This window comes from Polaribacter gochangensis, from assembly GCF_046224025.1.
GTDB classification, from domain to species: Bacteria; Bacteroidota; Bacteroidia; order Flavobacteriales; family Flavobacteriaceae; genus Polaribacter; species Polaribacter gochangensis.
Genome location: NZ_JBJXRF010000001.1, coordinates 529343 through 548542 on the forward strand (window position 1 = coordinate 529343; position 19200 = coordinate 548542).

17 protein-coding genes are annotated in these 19200 nt (G+C 31.9%); 5 read left to right on the forward strand and 12 right to left on the reverse strand.

The window, feature by feature from the left end; genetic code table 11:
- Positions 1–157: 157 nt before the first annotated feature.
- Positions 158–904 (reverse strand): TerB family tellurite resistance protein, encoded by a 747-nt coding sequence (locus ACEWL1_RS02450; RefSeq protein ID WP_409231695.1) that lies wholly within the window; start codon positions 902–904, stop codon positions 158–160.
- Between the two features lie 130 nt (positions 905–1034).
- On the opposite strand from ACEWL1_RS02450, the gene ACEWL1_RS02455 reads away from it, so the two are divergent.
- The gene (locus ACEWL1_RS02455; protein WP_409231696.1) at positions 1035–1445 is read left to right on the forward strand and encodes a BrxA/BrxB family bacilliredoxin; all 411 of its coding nucleotides are present in this window, start codon (positions 1035–1037) and stop codon (positions 1443–1445) included.
- An 86-nt stretch (positions 1446–1531) separates the two neighbouring features.
- Complete coding sequence (locus tag ACEWL1_RS02460) at positions 1532–2188, forward strand: HD domain-containing protein (RefSeq protein WP_409231697.1); 657 nt, start codon at positions 1532–1534, stop codon at positions 2186–2188.
- Positions 2189–2246: 58 nt separating this feature from the next.
- On the opposite strand, the gene ACEWL1_RS02465 is transcribed toward ACEWL1_RS02460, so the two are convergent.
- The 4 genes from ACEWL1_RS02465 to ACEWL1_RS02480 form a co-directional block, all read right to left on the reverse strand.
- Complete coding sequence (locus ACEWL1_RS02465; RefSeq protein WP_409231698.1) at positions 2247–3029, reverse strand: enoyl-CoA hydratase/isomerase family protein; 783 nt, start codon at positions 3027–3029, stop codon at positions 2247–2249.
- Positions 3030–3033: 4 nt separating this feature from the next.
- Entirely contained in the window at positions 3034–4449 is a 1416-nt protein-coding gene (locus ACEWL1_RS02470) for a sensor histidine kinase (protein WP_409232255.1), read from the reverse strand.
- A 47-nt stretch (positions 4450–4496) separates the two neighbouring features.
- The gene (locus ACEWL1_RS02475; protein ID WP_409231699.1) at positions 4497–4964 is read right to left on the reverse strand and encodes a hypothetical protein; all 468 of its coding nucleotides are present in this window, start codon (positions 4962–4964) and stop codon (positions 4497–4499) included.
- Positions 4965–5081: 117 nt separating this feature from the next.
- Positions 5082–8468 carry a leucine--tRNA ligase gene (locus tag ACEWL1_RS02480; protein ID WP_409231700.1) on the reverse strand — a complete coding sequence of 1129 codons (3387 nt, stop codon included), beginning with the start codon at positions 8466–8468 and terminating at the stop codon, positions 5082–5084.
- 121 nt (positions 8469–8589) lie between these two features.
- Between ACEWL1_RS02480 and ACEWL1_RS02485 the strand changes: the two genes are divergently transcribed.
- Entirely contained in the window at positions 8590–9501 is a 912-nt protein-coding gene (locus ACEWL1_RS02485; RefSeq protein WP_409231701.1) for a DMT family transporter, read from the forward strand.
- 49 nt (positions 9502–9550) lie between these two features.
- Here ACEWL1_RS02485 and ACEWL1_RS02490 read toward each other — a convergent pair whose 3' ends face one another.
- The 6 genes from ACEWL1_RS02490 to ACEWL1_RS02515 all read right to left on the reverse strand — a co-directional run bounded on the left by ACEWL1_RS02490 (position 9551) and on the right by ACEWL1_RS02515 (position 13927).
- Positions 9551–10075, reverse strand: a complete 525-nt coding sequence (locus tag ACEWL1_RS02490; protein ID WP_409231702.1) for a DUF2911 domain-containing protein — start codon at positions 10073–10075, stop codon at positions 9551–9553.
- A gap of 7 nt (positions 10076–10082) precedes the next feature.
- The gene (locus ACEWL1_RS02495; RefSeq protein WP_409231703.1) at positions 10083–10613 is read right to left on the reverse strand and encodes a DUF2911 domain-containing protein; all 531 of its coding nucleotides are present in this window, start codon (positions 10611–10613) and stop codon (positions 10083–10085) included.
- Positions 10614–10717: 104 nt separating this feature from the next.
- Positions 10718–10837: a FeoB-associated Cys-rich membrane protein gene (locus tag ACEWL1_RS02500; protein ID WP_409231704.1), complete on the reverse strand. Its 120-nt coding sequence runs from the start codon at positions 10835–10837 to the stop codon at positions 10718–10720.
- On the reverse strand, positions 10837–12951 hold the full coding sequence (gene feoB / locus ACEWL1_RS02505; protein WP_409231705.1) for a ferrous iron transport protein B: 2115 nt from the start codon (positions 12949–12951) through the stop codon (positions 10837–10839). Before feoB ends, ACEWL1_RS02500 begins: the two co-directional genes overlap by 1 nt.
- A gap of 4 nt (positions 12952–12955) precedes the next feature.
- Complete coding sequence (locus ACEWL1_RS02510; RefSeq protein ID WP_409231706.1) at positions 12956–13180, reverse strand: FeoA family protein; 225 nt, start codon at positions 13178–13180, stop codon at positions 12956–12958.
- Between the two features lie 63 nt (positions 13181–13243).
- The gene (locus tag ACEWL1_RS02515; RefSeq protein ID WP_409231707.1) at positions 13244–13927 is read right to left on the reverse strand and encodes an SCO family protein; all 684 of its coding nucleotides are present in this window, start codon (positions 13925–13927) and stop codon (positions 13244–13246) included.
- Between the two features lie 170 nt (positions 13928–14097).
- Between ACEWL1_RS02515 and rseP the strand changes: the two genes are divergently transcribed.
- Positions 14098–15447 carry an RIP metalloprotease RseP gene (gene rseP, locus ACEWL1_RS02520; RefSeq protein WP_409231708.1) on the forward strand — a complete coding sequence of 450 codons (1350 nt, stop codon included), beginning with the start codon at positions 14098–14100 and terminating at the stop codon, positions 15445–15447.
- 325 nt (positions 15448–15772) lie between these two features.
- On the opposite strand, the gene ACEWL1_RS02525 is transcribed toward rseP, so the two are convergent.
- Complete coding sequence (locus tag ACEWL1_RS02525; RefSeq protein WP_409231709.1) at positions 15773–17593, reverse strand: TonB-dependent receptor plug domain-containing protein; 1821 nt, start codon at positions 17591–17593, stop codon at positions 15773–15775.
- 67 nt (positions 17594–17660) lie between these two features.
- Between ACEWL1_RS02525 and ACEWL1_RS02530 the strand changes: the two genes are divergently transcribed.
- Positions 17661–19157 carry an aminotransferase-like domain-containing protein gene (locus ACEWL1_RS02530; protein WP_409231710.1) on the forward strand — a complete coding sequence of 499 codons (1497 nt, stop codon included), beginning with the start codon at positions 17661–17663 and terminating at the stop codon, positions 19155–19157.
- Positions 19158–19200: the final 43 nt, after the last annotated feature.

Genomic DNA, 19200 nt, shown 5'->3' on the forward strand with positions numbered 1-19200 from the left:
TACTTGTTATACGTTTGATTGTCTGAAAGTTTGAAAAATTGTATTGCTTCAAAGGCTCAAAGTGGTAAAGTTGCAAAATGATTGAGACAATAATAAATGCATCCTAACTGTAATCTGCTACTGAATACTGTTACTGATAATTGAAAATGGCTCCTTATTAAATCCCGCGTTCTTTTTTAATCTTCTCATAGGCATTCTGAATCTGTAAAAACTTTTCTTCTGCACCTTTGATGTGTTCTGGCCCTAAATCTTGTAATTTATCTGGGTGATATTTCTTTGCCATTTTTCTATAGGCTTTTTTAAGCTCATCATCAGAAGATTTTTTTGTGATTTCTAATATTTTATATGCACTATCAGATTCATCATAAAACATGGCTTTGATAGACTCATAATCGTACTGATTGATGTTTAAATAGCCTGCAATTTTTTTGATTTCCTCTACTTCAGAACCTGTTACAAATTGATCTGCTTTTGCAATTCCGAATAAAAAATGAATCAATTGCAATCTTGAAGCATGCGGCATATGTTGGCGAATTTGCACACAAACTTGATGCGCAGATACTTCGTTCTTTATAATTCCACTAAATAACTTAAACGCACGGTTTGCACGTTCTTTTCCATACATTCCAACAAACTGTGAACGCACAAAATCCAATTCACGTTGATCTACTTTTCCGTCTGCTTTAATAACTACAGATGCTAAAATCAGTAAACTAATTTCAAAATCTCCAGATTGTGTGTTTCCAGAAGTTCTCCCTGATTGACTTTCTTGAAATTCTTTTAAAATATCTTCTTTAGAAAAGCCATCAACAAAACTTCCTACTGCAAATCCAATTATGCTTCCAATCGGTCCGCCCAACGTAAACCCCAATCCTGCACCTAACCATTTGGTAAAATTTCCCATTCAATTATCGTTTTAAAATGCCTCAAAGATACATATAATTGCTTTCTATAAAAGTTAACAGTTTGTTAGTTTCTGTTTGTTTTGTTTCCTAATTTTTATCTGTATCTTTGTACCTTAAAATTTATAGATTATGTACCCAGAAGAATTAGTAAAACCAATGCGCGACGAATTAGTAAACGCTGGTTTTAAAGCTTTATATACGGCTGAAGATGTTGATACTGCTTTGGCAAAAGAAGGAACCACTTTAGTAATGGTAAACTCAGTTTGTGGTTGTGCTGCCGGAACAGCAAGACCTGGAGCTATTGCTTCTTTAGGAGCCGATAAAGTTCCTACAAACTTAACTACTGTTTTTGCAGGTGTAGAAAAAGAATCTACGCAAAAAGCAAGAGAATATATGATTCCTTTTCCTCCGTCTTCTCCAGCAATTGCATTGTTTAAAGATGGTAATTTAGTGCATATGTTAGAGCGTCATCACATTGAAGGAAGATCTGCTCAAATGATAGCACAAAATTTAGCACAAGCATACGACGAGTTTTGTTAATCTGATTTCGATTGATAAACTTTTAGACAAAAAAGATTATTAGATAAAAACCACGTTGATGAACGTGGTTTTTTTATTTTTATACGATGAACAAATCTCAAATTATAGAAAACACCATTGCTTTTGTAAAAGAAACATTGAAAGGCGCTGAAGGCGGGCACGATTGGTTTCATATAGAACGTGTTTATAAAAATGCTTTGTTGATTTCAAAAGAGGAAAATGTTGATGAATTTATTGTTTCTCTAGGTGCCTTATTACATGATATTGCCGATGCAAAATTTTACGATGGCGATGAAACTGTAGGCCCAAAAATAGCAAGAGAATTCTTAGAAAAACAAAAGGTAGAAGAATCAGTGATTCTTCATATAGAAAATATTATCAATTATATTTCTTACAAATCTAGTTTAGAAAAAGGAGAAAAATTTATTTCTCCAGAATTGGATGTTGTTCAAGATGCTGATCGATTAGATGCTATCGGAGCAGTCGGAATTGCACGTTGTTTTAATTATGGCGGATTTAAAAACAGAGTTTTATACAATCCAGAAATAAAGCCAAATTTAACAATGACAAAAGAGGAATATAAGAATTCTGATTCGCCAACAATCAATCATTTTTATGAAAAATTGTTGCTATTAAAAGATAAAATGAATACTGCTACAGGACGACGAATCGCCGCTGATAGGCATTTATATATGGAGCAGTTTTTAGAGCAATTTTATGCCGAATGGAATGGAGAAAAATAAGTTATTCTTTGTCACTCCTGCCAAAGCAGGAATGACAACAGTTCAATTTTTTAAGATTCTATTTCCCAGGAAAATCTGCTCTTCTTTTTTCTAAAAATGCCGTTGTTCCTTCTTTAAAATCTTCGGTTCCAAAACAATTTCCGAATTCAGTAATTTCTGTTTCAAATCCGTTTACACCATCTTTATAATTATCATTTATTGCTTTGATTGCTGAGCTAATAGCAACCGTAGAATTTCTTGAAATTTTATTAGCTAACTTCATTGCTAAAGGCAACAATTCTTCTTGCGTTGTAACATGATTTACCAATCCGAAGTTATTAGCTTCTTCAGCAGAAATCATTCCAGCTGTCATCACCATTTCCATAGCTCTTCCTTTACCAACTAATTGCGCCAACCTCTGTGTGCCTCCATAACCAGGAATCACCCCTAAAGAAACTTCTGGCAATCCCATTTTTGCGTTGTCTGAAGCAATTCTAAAATGACTTGCCATTGCCAATTCTAATCCGCCACCAAGTGCAAAACCGTTAACTGCGGCAATAACCGGAGTTGATAAATTTTCTACAAAATCAAACAAAATTTCTTGTCCGTTTCTAGCTAAATTTTCGCCTTCTTCAATAGAAAAATGAGCAAACTCAGAAATATCTGCTCCAGCCACAAAAGCTTTTTCTCCGCTACCAGTAACTACAATTGTTTTTACAGCATTGTTGGCGTCCAACTCGCTAAAAGCATCGTGTAATTCTTTTATCGTTTCGATGTTTAATGCATTTAATTTTTTTGGTCGATTGATTGTAATAATTGCACAACCGTTTTCAATAGTAATTCGTAAATTTTCGTACTGCATAATTTTAATTTTTTGGAAGCCTTACGGTAAATGTTGTTCCTTTTCCTTTAGAAGAAACAAAATTAATGGTTCCGTTATTTGCTTCAATAATCTTTTTTATAATTGCCAAACCTAATCCCATTCCGCTAGATTTAGTCGTAAATTTTGGTTCAAATATGAGTTCTTTTACAGCGTCATCTATTCCTTTCCCATTATCTGTAACAGCAATTTTTATGGTGTTACTATCCGATGAAACATAAACCGTTATTTTTGGGGTTTCTATTTGCTCTACAGCTTGAGTAGCATTTGTAATTAAATTTGTGATGACTCTAATTAACTGCGATTTATCAAGATTTGCAATTAATCTATCTTCTGTAAAAGAATAAGAAATATACTCTTCATTAAAAATATCTAACGCCAATTTTACAACTTCAATAACATTGATTTCTTCTTTATTTTGTTTTGGCATTTTTGCAAAATCAGAAAATGCTGATGCAATAGAACTCATAACATCTATTTGCTGAATTAACGTCTGGCTAAATTCAGTTAGTTTTTCTTTGATTTTAGGATCTGCTGGATCAAATTTTCGCTCAAAACTTTGTACCGATAGTCGCATTGGAGTTAACGGGTTTTTAATTTCGTGTGCTACCTGTTTTGCCATTTCTCGCCAAGCCTGTTCACGTTCACTTTGTGCTAGTTTTGATGCACTTTCTTGCAACTCGTCAATCATTCTATTGTAAGCATTAACCAACGTGCTAATTTCTGTTCCTGCAGAACTAAATTCTATCTTTTCGTTTCGTTTATTTAATTTGGTTTTATGAATCTTATCAGAAATTGTTTTGATCGATCTTGTAATATAACTCGATAAAAAATACGCCAACGCAATGGCTATTATAAACATAAATAGATACACATATGCCAATCGCATCATAAACTCTCTCAGTTCTTTTTCTTCTTCATGATTATCTTGAGAAAACTTTAATTCTAGGACACCAATTCGTTTAAATTTTAAATCGGTAATATAAGTATAAGACGTCTCGTTACTAATACTATTAACAACCACATTGCTAAAAACTCTGTGAGATGGAAAGGTTTCTAAATCTTCTAAAACCTGTGCAGACAATACTTGTTTTTCTTTTGCAACGTCGAAAGAATTGATGGTGTTTGATGTAATTAATAAGTTTCCTTCTAAATCAAAAATAGAAATGTTTAATTTGTGCGTGGTAGAAATTTCATAGATTCTATGTTGAAAAATTTTAGTTAAATTTTCTGTAGTTAACGGCTCTCTAGTTTCTCTTTTAAGTTCAAAATCGATACTCGATAAAACAGACTGCTCTTTTCTACCAAAACGAGAAATATTATAATCTATGGTTTGTTCGTTGTATTGATAAATAGTAACCCCAGCAATTAAAATTGATGCCAATAACACCAATAAAATCATCGCTAAGAAAATACGAATTCGTAAGGATATGTTTTTAAAAATAGACACTATTTTAGAGTTTGAATACGTTTAGTTTTCATTGTTAAAAAATCATCAAAAGAACCATCGTTATCCCAATCAAATTTACTTTTTCCTATAAATCCTTCTGCTGTTTTTTTAATGTGATAAGAAACCTTTACATCTCTACCGCCGTAAAAATACTCAATATATAAAGAATCATTTTTTACTTTCCATTTTCCTGTTGATTCTTCTTTTTTTTCTCCTTCTGGATTGATAAACCAAGCAGAAAAAGTGCCATCTTTATTATATTTAGATTGTGCTCTTCTCGGTGGATTGTTTTTAAAATCATCTTCGAAAACAAATGTAGAATCTGATTTCTGGAAAGTACTCATCTCAATTTTTAAATAAGAAGTTTCCCAAGAATCTACCATATATTCTTTGATTGATTTTTCATGAGAACAACTTGCAAAAAGCATTCCGAAAACGCCAATAAATAAAAGCAATTTCATTTTCATTTTAGATAATTTTTAAGTGTACAAGATACTCAAATAAAAAAGCCATTACAAATAGCGTAATGACTTTCATTTTTTTCTCCACAAACAAACTAAATGCCAAAAAGAACACTACGTGTTTTAGCCAACGATATTGATGATTTTTCCTGGAACAATAATCACCTTCTTAGGCTCTCTCCCTGAAAGTTGCGCGATAGTTTTTTCGTGTGCCATTACAATTTTTTCGATTTCATCTTTCGATAAATCTAAAGAAAGTTCTAACGTAAAACGCATTTTTCCGTTAAACGAAACCGGATATGTTTTTGTACTCTCTACCAAATGTTTTGCATCAAAAACAGGAAATTCTGCCGTAGCAATAGATTTTTTATTTCCTAATAAACTCCACAATTCTTCTGCAATATGTGGCGCGTAGGGCGAAACTAAAATTGCCAAGGGTTCTAAGATTGCACGTTTGTTACATTTTAATGCAGTGAACTCGTTTACTGCAATCATAAAGGTAGAAACCGACGTATTAAAAGAGAAATTCTCAATATCTTCTTCTACTTTTTTAATGGTTTTATGTAAAACTTTTAATTCGTCTTTTGTTGGTGCTGCGTCAGAAACTTCAAAGGTTTCTCCGTTAAAATACAACTTCCATAATTTCTTTAAGAAGGATGAAACTCCAGAAATACCAGAAGTTTTCCAAGGTTTTGCTTGTTCTAACGGACCTAAAAACATTTCGAACAGCCTAAGGCTGTCCGCGCCATAATCATCGCAAATAGCATCTGGATTTACAACATTGTATTTCGATTTTGACATTTTTTCGACTTCTCTAAAAGAATGAAAACTTCCATCGTCCTCGCTAAAAAACTTAGAGTTTTTAAACTCTTCTCTCCAGTTTTTTAATTTACTTAAATCAATTTCTGTTTCTCCTTTTAAACAACTTACATCAACATGAATTTTTGTGAATTTATAATTAATATTAAATTTATCAAAATCTAATTTTAATTCTTCTACATCAATTGGATGACTCTTTTGATTTTTTGATAAAAGTTCAACTAAATATTCATTTATTTTCTGCTTATTGTTTGATATATCTTTTGAAAAGTAGGTTCCTTCATTACCTAAAAAAGTAGTTTCGCCCTCTGTATCATTAAATTTATATGAATATCCATCTAAACGATTTACAAAAGCACTCGTTCCCAAAATCATTCCTTGGTTGATCAGTTTTTTTGCAAACTCATCCACAGGAACAATTCCTTTATCAAACAAGAATTTTTGCCAAAAACGCGCGTACAATAAATGTCCGGTTGCGTGTTCAGAACCACCAATATATAAATCAACTTCTTTCCAATACTTCAACGCTTCTTTGCTTGCAAATTCCTCAGAATTTTGCGAATCCATATACCGGTTAAAATACCAAGAACTTCCTGCCCAACCTGGCATGGTGTTTAATTCTAACGGATACACCGTTTTATTTTTTAACTTATCGTTGGGTACAACTTTCTTAGCACGAGAATCCCAAGCCCATTCAGTTGCGTTTCCTAAAGGTGGTTTTCCGTCTTCAGTTGGCAAATACTTTTCTACTTCTGGCAATACAATTGGCAAGTGCTTCTCGTCAATCATTTGCGGCATTCCGTCTTTATAATAAACAGGAAAAGGTTCTCCCCAATACCGTTGTCTGCTAAACACAGCATCACGCAATCGATAGTTTATTTTTCCTTCGCCAAATCCACGTTTTTCTAGTTCGTAAATGGCTAATTTCATCGCTTTTTTGTAAGACAACCCATTTAAGAAATCAGAATTTGCAATTTTAGTTCCGTCTTTATCTGCATGTGCCGCTTCAGAAATATCTACATTTTCAAAAATATTCGGAATGGCAATATCAAAATGTTTTGCGAAATCATAATCACGTTGATCTCCACAAGGAACTGCCATCACTGCTCCTGTTCCGTAATTTGCTAAGACGTAATCTCCAATCCAAATCGGAATTTGTTTTCCCGTAAACGGATGAATTGCATACGCGCCAGTAAAAGCACCAGAAATGGTTTTTACATCTGCCATTCTATCGCGTTCAGAACGCTTTGCCGTTGCTTTTATATAGGCTTCAACTTCTGCTTTTTGAGCGTCTGTGGTAATTTTAGAAACCAATTCATGTTCTGGAGCAAGAGTCATAAATGATACTCCGAAAATAGTATCTGGACGTGTTGTAAAAATCGATATTTTGTAAGGTTTTTCGTCTCTCGACTCCGCTCGAGATAACTCGCTTGAAGTAACAGCAGTTTTTTCGATTGGTTTTAAAAATTGAATTGCATTGTTAATTTTAGAAACAACACTTAACACGTTTTCTACAACTTCTTCATTTGTAAAACGGATGACATTAAATCCTTCGTTTGCAAATAAAATGTCTCTTTCTGCTTCATCTTCTTTACCAGAAAATTCCACAATTATATTTTTTGCCAAGCACACATAATCTACTAAAAATGTACCAATGGTATATTTTTTTCTAAATTTTGCTGCGCCTTTTTTATTTTTTAATTCATCCCAAAGCAATGTTTCTGCTTTTGTTAAATTCAAACGCAATTCCTTTAAGGCTTCTATTTCTTTGTACGATAATTTTACTTCAGAATTTGTTTTTTTAGAATCGTTTAGGACATCGAAAGTAACCATGGCTCCAACCGATTTTCCAATCCAATTGGTTTGAGAATCTTTTAAAGGTTGCGGCCAATCTATAGTTTCTAATCCGTCTAACAAACGTTGTGCGTATGCAGAAATTCGCATCGACCATTGTGTCATTTTTTTACGAACAACAGGATGACCTCCACGTTCTGAAACTCCGTTTACAATTTCGTCATTTGCCAACACGGTTCCCAAAGCTGGACACCAGTTTACTTCTGTATCTGACAAATAGGTTAATCTGTATTGCAATAAAACTGCTTCTTGTTCTGCTTTTGTAAATGCTTTCCATTCATCCGCAGAAAAAGTTTTTATATCTTCATCACAAACAGCATTTACTGTTTTATTTCCGTCTTTTTTAAAGATTTTAACCAAGGTAGAAACATCTTCTGCTTTGTCAGTATCTTTGTTGTACCAAGAGTTGAACAGTTGGATAAAAATCCACTGAGTCCATTTGTAATATGCGGGGTCTGAAGTTCTAACCTCACGAGACCAATCAAACGAAAAACCGATTCTATCTAATTGTCTTCTGTATGTTTTTATGTTTTCTTCTGTAGTTTTTGCTGGATGTTGCCCTGTCTGAATTGCATATTGTTCTGCTGGCAAGCCAAAAGAATCATATCCTTGCGGATGCAACACATTAAAACCTTTATGACGTTTGTAACGCGCATAAATATCACTTGCAATATACCCTAACGGATGCCCAACATGCAAACCTGCTCCAGACGGATACGGAAACATATCTAACACATAATATTTTGGTTTCTCTGATTCATTACTGGCTTTAAAAGTTTGGTTTTTATCCCAAATCTCTTGCCATTTCTTTTCTATCTCAATATGATTGTATTGCATGTGATTTTCTGCTTTTTAGAAGCGCCAAAGTTACAGTTTATTACTAAAAGATTAAAGTAAAATACTTGTGAAATAAAATCGGTAAAAATGTTCGTTATTTGTAGTGCAAATTTTTACCATTTTGAAAAACAATATTGCAAAAGCCCATCTGGCTTTATTAGGTGCTAATCTTATTTACGGAGCAAATTATATCATTGCAAAAGGCATTATGCCCAATAAAATTGGTCCATCTGCCTTTATTTTTTTACGAATTGTTGGTGCCGGAATTTTATTCTGGATTATCAAATCTTTTATCAAAGAGAAAATAAATAAGAAAGATTTTCCGCTTTTAATTTTATGTGGATTGTTAGGTGTTGCTACCAATCAATTGTTGTTTTTTCATGGATTAAATTTAACTTCGCCCATTGATGCTTCTATTATTATTACGGCAATTCCGATTGTTGTATTGGTTTTTAGCGCAATTCTCTTAAAAGAAAAAATTACACCCAATAAAATTATCGGAATTACAATTGGCGGAATTGGTGCCGTTTTATTAGTTTGGTATGGAAACAAAGCCGAAGGAACAAGTTCTTTTTTAGGAAATCTCTTGATTTTTTTAAATGCTTGTTCTTATGGGTTGTATTTAGTATTGGTAAAACCATTGATGAAAAAATACAATTCTCTTACGGTAATTAGCTGGATCTTTTTATTTGGGTTTTTATGTATGTTACCATTCGGAGTTCCTGATATTTTACAAACAGACTTTACGGCATTTACAGCAGAAACCTACGCAACTATTGCTTTTGTTGTTATCGGAACAACATTTTTAGCCTATCTTTTTAATATTTACGCATTAAATTATGTGTCGCCTTCTGTAAACGGAAGTTATGTGTACTTACAACCCGCAATTAGTTTTATAATGGTAAGTGTGTATGCGTATGCTTTTGGTCAAACCGAATATGCACAAGATATAAATCCTGTAAAAATTACAAGTTGTTTTTTAGTGATTTTTGGCGTGTATTTAGTTAGTAAAAAATCGAAATATAAAGCATAAAAAAAATCCGAAACAATGTTTTCGGATTTATAAATTTATGTAAAATAACTTATTTTACTGGAACAGTTACTACTGTATCTCCCCATCCAATATACATATTTTCTTTTGAAAAAGTAATCGCTAATGCCTCTACAGTACTAGAACCTTTTGTTACTTTTCCTGCTACTCTCACTACATCTTGGCTTTCTTTATAAGAAAAATGACCCCAAACATTTACGTCTTTGTTTAAGATAATTGTCCATTCTGTTTCACCAGGAATAGCAAACATTGAGTAGGTTCCTGCACTAACAGATTTTCCGCCAAAAGTTACATCTTTATAAAATATAATTTCTGTTGCTTCATTTGCCCCTAATCTCCAAACTTTTCCTTGTGGAGCTAATTTTGAAAGACTTCTTCCTTTTAATTGTGGTCTACCGTATATTACTTTCACTATAGGTGGTGCATTTCTGCTTTCTCTTTTTATTGCAATATCCGCTGGACTTTTATCTAATCCAGGAAATTTTTGAGCAGTTGTTTCATTTGAGAATAATACTGCTATTGCAAATAATGCAATTACTAAAACATTTTTTTTCATCTTTATCTTATTTAATAGTTACTTTAACAACTGTATATCCCCAGCCCATGTATAAATTCATGTCATCATCAAATGTCATAGAAAAAGCTTCTATAGGCGCCATGCTTGGCATTACTTTTCCTTTAACCCTAACAACATCTTCTGCTTCTTTATAAAAATAAGCTCCCCAAACATTTTTGGCTGAACTTAAGACAATGGTCCATTCTTTTTCACTTGGAATTGTAAATAAAGAATAGGTTCCTGCACTCACAGATTTTCCTCCAAATTTTACATCTTTATAAAAAGTAATTTCAGTTGCTTGATTTGCACCTGTTCTCCACATTTTCCCTTCAGGAACTAATTTTGTGATACTTCTACCATTTAGTTGAGGTCGGCTATATACAACCTTTACTATTTTATTTGAGTTTTTATAGTCTGATGGAAATGCAGCTGCATCCATTGGGCTTTTATCCAATGGTTCAAATTTTTGTGCAGTAGATTCGTTTGAAAACAATACTGCAATTGTAAATAATGCAATTACTAAAACATTTTTCTTCATGATATTATATTTTGATTAGCTTGTATCTATGTCTCCAAAAATACATTTTCTTACATTAACAATCAATTACTTTTTTGTTAAGCATAAAATGTTGGAGTAAGCAATTAGCATTTTCCACAACCAGAACCACAAGAAGCATCTTCTTTTTTAGACTTAAAAATAAATTTTTTTGCTAAAAAATAAACGGCTGCGGCAAGAATTATATATACGATGATTTGTTGCATTAACTAAAAATTGAAAAGGTTATAAATGATGCTACATAAGCTAATATTCCCATACCAATTAGCTGTGCCATTGGCCATTTCCAAGATTTTGTTTCTCTTTTTACAACAGCCAAAGTTCCCATACATTGCATGGCAAATGCATAAAAAATTAATAACGACATACCAACTGCAAGATTAAACCTTTTTTCTCCAGTTTCTGGGTTGATCTCTGCTCGCATCCGTTGTTTTATAGTGCTCGTATTTTCGTCGTCGCTTTCTACACTATAAATGGTTGCTAAAGTTCCAACAAAAACTTCTCTTGCTGCAAAAGAACTTATCAATGCAATTCCTATTTTCCAATCGTACCCTAAAGGTTTAATTGCTGGTTCTATGGCTTTACCCATAATTCCGATATACGAATTTTTTAATTTCTCTGAAGAAATTTTATGCTGAATTTCTGCTGGTGATAAATTACTGCTTTCAACATTATTGGTGATATTTTTTTCTACATTGTTAAAAGAATCTGGTCCGTTTGATGCCAAAAACCACAGTACAATAGAAATTGCTAAAATTATTTTTCCAGCTCCAAAAACAAATGCTTTTGTTTTTTCTATCACATCAAATACCACATTTTTTATGGATGGCAGTTTATAATTTGGCATTTCTGCAACAAAAAACGAAGTGCTTTTTACTTTTAATAATTTGTGTAACATAAAGGCAGAAACAATGGCTATTCCAAATCCTAAAACATACAAACACAACAAAGTAAAACCTTGCAAACTAAAAAAACCAAAGAGTTTTTTATCAGGAATTACCAACGAAATTAAAATTGCATACACGGGTAATCTTGCAGAACAGGTTGTAAATGGTGTAACTAAAATTGTTATTAAGCGTTCTTTCCAACCAGAAATTGTTCTTGTTGCCATAACAGCCGGAATTGCACATGCGGTTCCAGAAATTAACGGAATTACACTTTTTCCGCTCATTCCGTAACGACGCATAATTTTATCCATCAGAAAAACCACACGACTCATATAACCGGTTTCTTCTAAAATGGCAACAAATAAAAATAAAATGGCAATTTGCGGAATAAAAATTACGACTCCGCCAATTCCAGGAATGATTCCGTCTGTAATTAAATCTCTTAAAACTCCGGCACTCATTTGTTTGGAAACAAACTCACTTAAATTTGCAAACTGAGCATCGATAAAGTCCATTGGAACAGTAGACCAATCAAAAATTGATTGAAAAATCAACAATAAAATTCCGAAGAAAATTACATAGCCAAATATTTTATGCGTAAAAACCTTGTCTAACCTTCCTCTTAAATCTTTTGCTTTTGTACGATCTAAGATATAAGTTCTTTTTAAGATTTCATTGATTTGTTTATATCGATGAATGGTTTCTTTGTGCTGATATCTTTTTACTCTAGAAACATCTTGTGTAAATTCTAAAAGCTTGTTTTTTTCTTCTTCTGTAATGGAAGCAGGGAAATTATTTTGAGTAATCATTAACCATAATTCGTACAAAGTATGGTTTGGACTTACGGCTTTTAATTGTTTAAAGTAGTCTCCATCAATTTTATGATTGATTGAACATAAAGGATGTGTTGTAGAAACTTCTGCACAACTCTCTATGGCTTTTTTTACATTATCTATACCGATATTTTTTCTTGCACTAATAAGTACAACTTCTGTTTGAAGCTCTTTTTGTAAGGTTTCAACATCTAATGAAATCCCTTTTCTATCCATTTGATCTGACATGTTAATTGCCAAAATAATTGGAATTTCTAAATCTTTTACTTGAGAGAATAAAAAAAGATTACGTTTTAAATTTTCGATATCTGCAACCACAACAATAATATCAGGAAAATCTTTATCTGTTGTGTTTAGTAATGATGTAAGTACAATACTTTCGTCTACAGACGTTGGATTAATACTGTAAGTTCCTGGTAAATCTGTAATTATTGCAGTTTTGTTGTTAGATAATTTACAAGTTCCTAACTTTTTATCTACTGTTACTCCAGGGTAATTTCCTACTTTTTGTGTTAATCCAGTAAGTTGATTAAACAGCGATGTTTTTCCTGTATTTGGATTACCAATTAAAGCTACTTTTATGGGTTTAATAGTCTCCATATATTTAGCTTTTAATGATTTTTATCTGTGCAGCCATTTCTTTTCTGATGGCTAAATGACTTCCGTTTACACAGATATATAACGGATCTTTTAAGGGTGCAACTTGTAATAACTCTACCTCAACTCCAGGTAAACATCCCATTTCCAATAATTTAAGCGGAATGACATCTAACGATTCTTCAGAAATAATTCCGGTTTCTCCCTTAACTAAAGTTGCTATTGTGTTCAAGAATCCTTGTTTTTAAGAGGACAAAGATAGGAATTTAGAATGATTCTAAACAATAAAAAGGCTTTATTCTTTGCGTTTGTATTCCTCTTTTAACATAGCGATGTCTGCAATCACTTTTTGCATGTCTTCTTTCTCTGTTCCGTCATAATATCCACGGATTCTTCTTTCTTTATCAACCAAGACAAACTGCTCTGTATGAATAAAATCATTTTCATCTCCATTACCTTCATCCAACACTGCGAAATAACTTTTTCGAGCTAGTTCGTAAATGTGTTTTTTAGCACCTGTTGTTACATTCCATTTTCCGTCGATAACCCCTTTATTTTCTGCATAAGATTTTAAAACAGGAACGCTATCCATCACCGGAGTTACAGAGTGAGACAAGAACATAATATCGGCATCGTCTTTATAGTATTCTTGTAATTCGCTCATATTATACGCCATTGCAATACAGATTGTTTTACATCGCGTAAAAAAGAAATCGGCAATATAAATTTTGTCTTTATACGTAGCGTTGGTAATGGTTTCTCCGTTTTGATTTGTCAAACTAAAATCGGCAATTGTATGATTGTTTTGTATGTGTTTTACAGAAGCATCTACCAATTTTGGATTTACATCCGATGGACTATACACTGGCAACCTTTTATCTACTGATAATAAATTGTAAAAAACGGTTAATGCAATTAAAGAGAAAACCCCAAAAATAATTAGAAATGAAAGCGATTTTTTAACTGAAAAAAAACTCATTTTAGGCTTGTTTTGATATAACAAAATTACGTGTTATTCTACTGAAAATAAAGCCAAATCAAATAATTTAAAATAAAACTTTGTTAAAAAAGAACAATTGAACTCTTTTGCTATTTTACAACTCTTATTAAAAACGTACATTTGTCCGATTAAAAAAGAAAAAATACTACATGGAAATATTAATTAAAGCTTCTCAATTTATACTTAGTTTGTCATTGTTGATTGTTTTGCATGAATTAGGGCACTTTATACCAGCAAAAATATTTAAAACAAGAGTAGAGAAATTCTACTTGTTTTTTGATTATAAATTTTCGATTCTTAAAAAGAAAGTTGGAGAAACGGTTTACGGGATTGGTTGGATTCCTCTTGGTGGATATGTAAAAATATCTGGAATGATTGATGAAAGTATGGATACCGAACAAATGGCTTTACCGCCACAACCATGGGAGTTTAGGTCTAAACCAGCTTGGCAACGTTTAATTATTATGTTGGGTGGAGTAATTGTAAACTTTATCTTAGGTATTTTTATTTACATTATGTTAATGTACTCGTATGGCGAAAACTATTTGCCAAATAAAAATGTAAAAGGTGGTGTTTGGGTACAAGATTCTTTAGGAACATCCTTAGGTTTAAAAACAGGGGATAAAGTGTTAACAATTGATGGAAATGAAGTAAGAAAATTTGCCAATTTACCGATCGAATTTATCAACGGAAACAACTATACAATTGAAAGAGATGGCAAAGTTTTAGAAAAGGAAATTCCGATTGACTTTATATCTAAGTTAATTGAAAGAGGTAAAAATGAAGGTTCTTTTTTATTGCCTAGATATCCTTTTATGATTGGAAAAGTTTCTGCAGATTCACCTAATGTGAACGGAGAATTAAAAGTAAAAGATATTGTTGTTGGAATAAATGGAACACCAATTACCTATTATGATGAAGCAGCAGCTATTCTTGCTAATTATAAAAATCAAGATATTTCTTTAACAATTAGAAGAGGAAATGAAACAAAAGACATTTCTGTAAAAACAACAAATGAAGGAACAATTGGAGTTGTTTTAGCAAACTTGTCTGTTACAGATATTTCGAAATTAGGATATTACGATTTAGAAAATATTCAATATTCTTTTACAGAAGCAATTCCTGCCGGATTACATAAATCTTGGAGCACTTTAACAGGATATGTAAAACAACTAAAGAAAATATTTAATCCAAATACTGGTGCTTATAAAGGTTTAGGAGGGTTTATTTCTATTGGAAGTATTTTTCCATCAGAATTTAGCTGGCAAACCTTCTGGAACATTACTGCCTTCTTATCTATCATGTTAGGATTTATGAACTTATTGCCAATTCCGGCTTTAGATGGTGGCCATGTGGTATTTACACTTTGGGAAATGATAACTGGTAAAAAACCTGGTGATAAATTTTTAGAATACGCACAAATAATAGGTTTTGTATTATTAATTGCACTGTTACTATTTGCAAACGGAAACGATATTTACAGGTGGCTTTTTAAATAAATAAACCTGCTTTTAGAAACTAAAAAAGCTCTTGAGTTTTCAAGAGCTTTTTTTTGCACTCAACTTTAAAGATTTCTTAAAAAAGGAGTGCCATACATAAATCTGACTACATTTATCGCATTCATAACACCTAAACCCGTAGATATATTTATAAATACCATAACGCTTTAGTCTATGTCTTGAGAACGATTTACAGCTTGGACAAAATTTCATAATCGGGGAACAAATATTTAAGTAAAATTACAGATAATTGTTCTAATGCAAATAAGTGGTAATACGTATTTGCAGATAAATAAAAGGAAAAACCAATTGTGTAACCAAGTAATTAAAACTTATAGTTTAATGCGATTAAAAAGTTTGATTTTGGCATCGGAACAAGGTTTGTTTCTGTATAAACAGTATCAAAAATATTGTTTCCAATTAGCGATACATCAAAACGGTTTAAGTTTAACGTAAACATAAGATCTACAATCCCATAACTTTCTCCGGTTGATCTTTCAGAAAATTTATAAACTATACTTTGACTTATATTTTTAAAAAATTGAGATCTAAATGTGGTTGTAAAATGATGTTTTAAAGAGTTGATAGAATATCTAGAAAAAGCAGCATTTACCGATGCTAAATTTTCATCTAAATAGGTATAACCAAAAGCAAGGTTTTGAGTGAAATCTTTTACTTTATAACGAAACGATCCATTAAATTCAATTCCAAATGAGTTTAAATCCTGAATGTTTGTTGCTTGCCATTTATCGTTGGCATTTGCCTTTACATAATCTATTAAATTATTAGAATCTCTGTTAAAAATAGCCGCAGAAAAATCGACTTTTAAAGATGTATATTTAATTCCTAATTCTTCAGAAATTGCTTCTTCTGGATTTAAATTCGCGTTTCCTAAAGTAGTTGGATCACTATAAAATAAATCTGTGTACGTCGGAATTCTATATGTATATCCAGCATTTGCGTACACTTTAAAGTTATCGCTTATTGTATATCCAACATCAATTCCTGGAAAAGCATGAAATTTAAAATCTGAAAAATAATTAATGGCAACACCTGGCGTAATATCCATTTTATCATTAAATAATTTAAAGCGATGTTCTAAAAATAAATTTGCCATAAATCGATCTCTAGAACCTAAATTATTACTCGTTAAAAACACTTGTGCAATGTCAATGCCAAAACCCGTAATACCAGCTGAAGAATTGTACGATGCATTTAACTCAGCGCCAACCTTATTAGAAATATGTAAATTTCTGTATACTGATGGATTATGACGAATATAAACATACATATCTTGGTTTCTTTTCCAATACATCCGCGGTTTTAAAGTAAGTTTATTCTTTTTAATTGTTGTTGATAAACCTACCAAACTAGACTGTGTTTCTTCGTACTGATCTTTTGCCGAAGGGGAAGCATAAAATCCGTTTGCACCAAAATTTCTTTCTGTAAAATATCCAATAAAATCAATTGGCGTATTGTTTTTATTAAATGTATTTTTTATAAAATAATTCTGATTTTTAAAATCTGTATTGTGTCGATAACCATCAGATGAATTTAAAGATGCGTGAACAATAATAGAACTATTATCAAGGTTTTTACCAACGGTTATTGCTGCATTTTTCTGACCAAAAGATCCTGCTTGAATTTCAGCTGAATTTACATTGCTTGCGTCTTTTTTAGTAACAATATTAATTGCTCCAGTAAATGCATTCTGCCCAAAAATACGCGCTGCTGCTCCTTTGATAATTTCAACTCTTTCAATCACATCAAGTGGCAATGCCATGTTCATGGTGTGATGTCCTGTTTGTGGATCTTCAACTTTAATTCCGTCAATTAACAACAATGTTTGATCAAAACTACCACCACGAATATACAAGTCAGATTGCATTCCGCTTGCACCTCTTCTTCTAACATCTATACCAGCAACTTGTTGCAATAAATCTGCAATATTTGTAACAGCGCTTTCCTTTATTTGTTTCGCGGTAATTACTAAAATTGTTCGAGAGTTTTGCTTAAAAGGCAAATCAATTCTACTAGAAGTAATAACAACTTCTTTTAAAGTATCTCTTTTTACAGGATCAATTTGTGCTTTTACCTGAACTGTATAAAAGAATATGGCAATTATTAATGTAATTTTTAATTTCATAAATAGTTATTTAAATAAGATGCAAAATTCGTAATTTTCCGGACGATTAGAATAGTCCAGTGTTAAAATGAAAGGTAGTCCGGTTAATAATATTTTGAAACAGTTAATAGGTTTTGATAAAAATCTATCTCAACCTTTATACATACAGGTTTCACAGCAAATTATAAATGCAATACAACGTAGGTATTTAGCTAAAGGGACAAAGTTACCAGGAACTCGTATGTTTAGTCAGTTATTAAGTATTCATAGAAATACTGCTGTTGCTATCTACGAAGAGTTAGCTTCTCAAGGTTGGGTAGAAATTATACCCAATAAAGGAACTTTTGTTTTGGAGCCAGAACAAAAGACAGCAAAAATAAAAGCAACTTCACAAAAAATAAATGAGGCATATACATATGCAAAAACAACAGGATTTCCTTTTCAAAAATCATTTCATTTAGCATCAACTATTCAGTTAACAAATTCAAAGTATTCCATTAACGAAGGAAGTCCAGATTTACGTTTGCATCCTGTTCATCAATTTACAAGGTGGTATAGTGCTGCCATGAAACGAAAAACGTTAATAAAAAAATGGAACAGACCAAACGAATCTTCCTATTCATTATTCCAAACGCAACTTTGTAATTATTTAAATGCAACTAGAGGTTTTCATATAAATCCAAATAATCTAGTAAGTACACGTAGTACAGAAATGAGCTTGTACATCGTTTCGCAACTGTTAATAAAACAAAACGAAGTAGTATTGGTCGGAAGTTTAAGTAATTATGCTTCTAATATGATTTTTCAACAAGCTGGTGCAAACATTAAAACTATTCCTGTCGATAAAAATGGTTTAGATGTTGAATACATAAAAAAGCATTTTGTAAAAGGAAGCATTAGGTGTGTTTATGTATGTGCTCATAGAGATTATCCAACGATAGTAACATTAAGTGCAGAACGCCGTTTGCAGTTGTTACAACTTGCTAAAGAATATGGATTTTCAATTATTGAAGATGATTACGATTACGATTTTCAGTTTGAAGGTTCTGCAATGTTACCCATGGCTAGTTCAGATGCTGATGGAATGGTTATATATTTAGGGAAATTGGGACAATCATTATTTCCAAGTTTTCAAACAGGATTTGTGGTAGCACCTGAAAACTTAATTTCGGAAGCAAAAAATTATTTAGAATTACTAGACAAACAAGGAGATTTAATTCAGGAACAAATGTTGTCGGAATTAATTAGCGAGGGTGAAATTTATCGTCTAATGAAAAAAAATATTATCATATATAAACAAAGACAAGATTGTTTATGCAAACTCTTATCTCAATACTTTTCAGAAATAGCACAATGGAAAATACCTTCTGGCGGATTAGCAATTTGGTTAAAATTTCAATCTAAAATATCTTTAGTGAAATTATCAGAAGAAGCAGAAAAAAAAGATTTATTTATACCCAAAACTGTACTTTATCAAGATAAAAATACCTGTGCAATTCGTTTTGGTTTTGGGCATTTAAATGAAGAAGAAATAGAAACTGTAATTAAAAAATTAAAAAGCGCTTACAATAAGCTGTTTATATAATTCTATCGTAAAAGAAAGTGTTTTTTAACATATTAAGATATTA

What these genes read in the sequence shown, in the direction of transcription:
- ACEWL1_RS02525 (WP_409231709.1), bottom strand. Translation starts at nt 17,593, where the DNA reads ATGAAATTAAAAATTACATTAATAATTGCCATATTCTTTTATACAGTT.
- ACEWL1_RS02470 (WP_409232255.1), bottom strand. Translation starts at nt 4,449, where the DNA reads ATGATTTTATTGGTGTTATTGGCATCAATTTTAATTGCTGGGGTTACT.
- ACEWL1_RS02480 (WP_409231700.1), bottom strand. Translation starts at nt 8,468, where the DNA reads ATGCAATACAATCATATTGAGATAGAAAAGAAATGGCAAGAGATTTGG.
- ACEWL1_RS02490 (WP_409231702.1), bottom strand. Translation starts at nt 10,075, where the DNA reads ATGAAAAAAAATGTTTTAGTAATTGCATTATTTGCAATAGCAGTATTA.
- ACEWL1_RS02460 (WP_409231697.1), top strand. Translation starts at nt 1,532, where the DNA reads ATGAACAAATCTCAAATTATAGAAAACACCATTGCTTTTGTAAAAGAA.
- feoB (WP_409231705.1), bottom strand. Translation starts at nt 12,951, where the DNA reads ATGGAGACTATTAAACCCATAAAAGTAGCTTTAATTGGTAATCCAAAT.
- ACEWL1_RS02530 (WP_409231710.1), top strand. Translation starts at nt 17,661, where the DNA reads ATGAAAGGTAGTCCGGTTAATAATATTTTGAAACAGTTAATAGGTTTT.
- ACEWL1_RS02450 (WP_409231695.1), bottom strand. Translation starts at nt 904, where the DNA reads ATGGGAAATTTTACCAAATGGTTAGGTGCAGGATTGGGGTTTACGTTG.
- rseP (WP_409231708.1), top strand. Translation starts at nt 14,098, where the DNA reads ATGGAAATATTAATTAAAGCTTCTCAATTTATACTTAGTTTGTCATTG.
- ACEWL1_RS02455 (WP_409231696.1), top strand. Translation starts at nt 1,035, where the DNA reads ATGTACCCAGAAGAATTAGTAAAACCAATGCGCGACGAATTAGTAAAC.
- ACEWL1_RS02495 (WP_409231703.1), bottom strand. Translation starts at nt 10,613, where the DNA reads ATGAAGAAAAATGTTTTAGTAATTGCATTATTTACAATTGCAGTATTG.
- ACEWL1_RS02500 (WP_409231704.1), bottom strand. Translation starts at nt 10,837, where the DNA reads ATGCAACAAATCATCGTATATATAATTCTTGCCGCAGCCGTTTATTTT.
- ACEWL1_RS02475 (WP_409231699.1), bottom strand. Translation starts at nt 4,964, where the DNA reads ATGAAAATGAAATTGCTTTTATTTATTGGCGTTTTCGGAATGCTTTTT.
- ACEWL1_RS02465 (WP_409231698.1), bottom strand. Translation starts at nt 3,029, where the DNA reads ATGCAGTACGAAAATTTACGAATTACTATTGAAAACGGTTGTGCAATT.
- ACEWL1_RS02515 (WP_409231707.1), bottom strand. Translation starts at nt 13,927, where the DNA reads ATGAGTTTTTTTTCAGTTAAAAAATCGCTTTCATTTCTAATTATTTTT.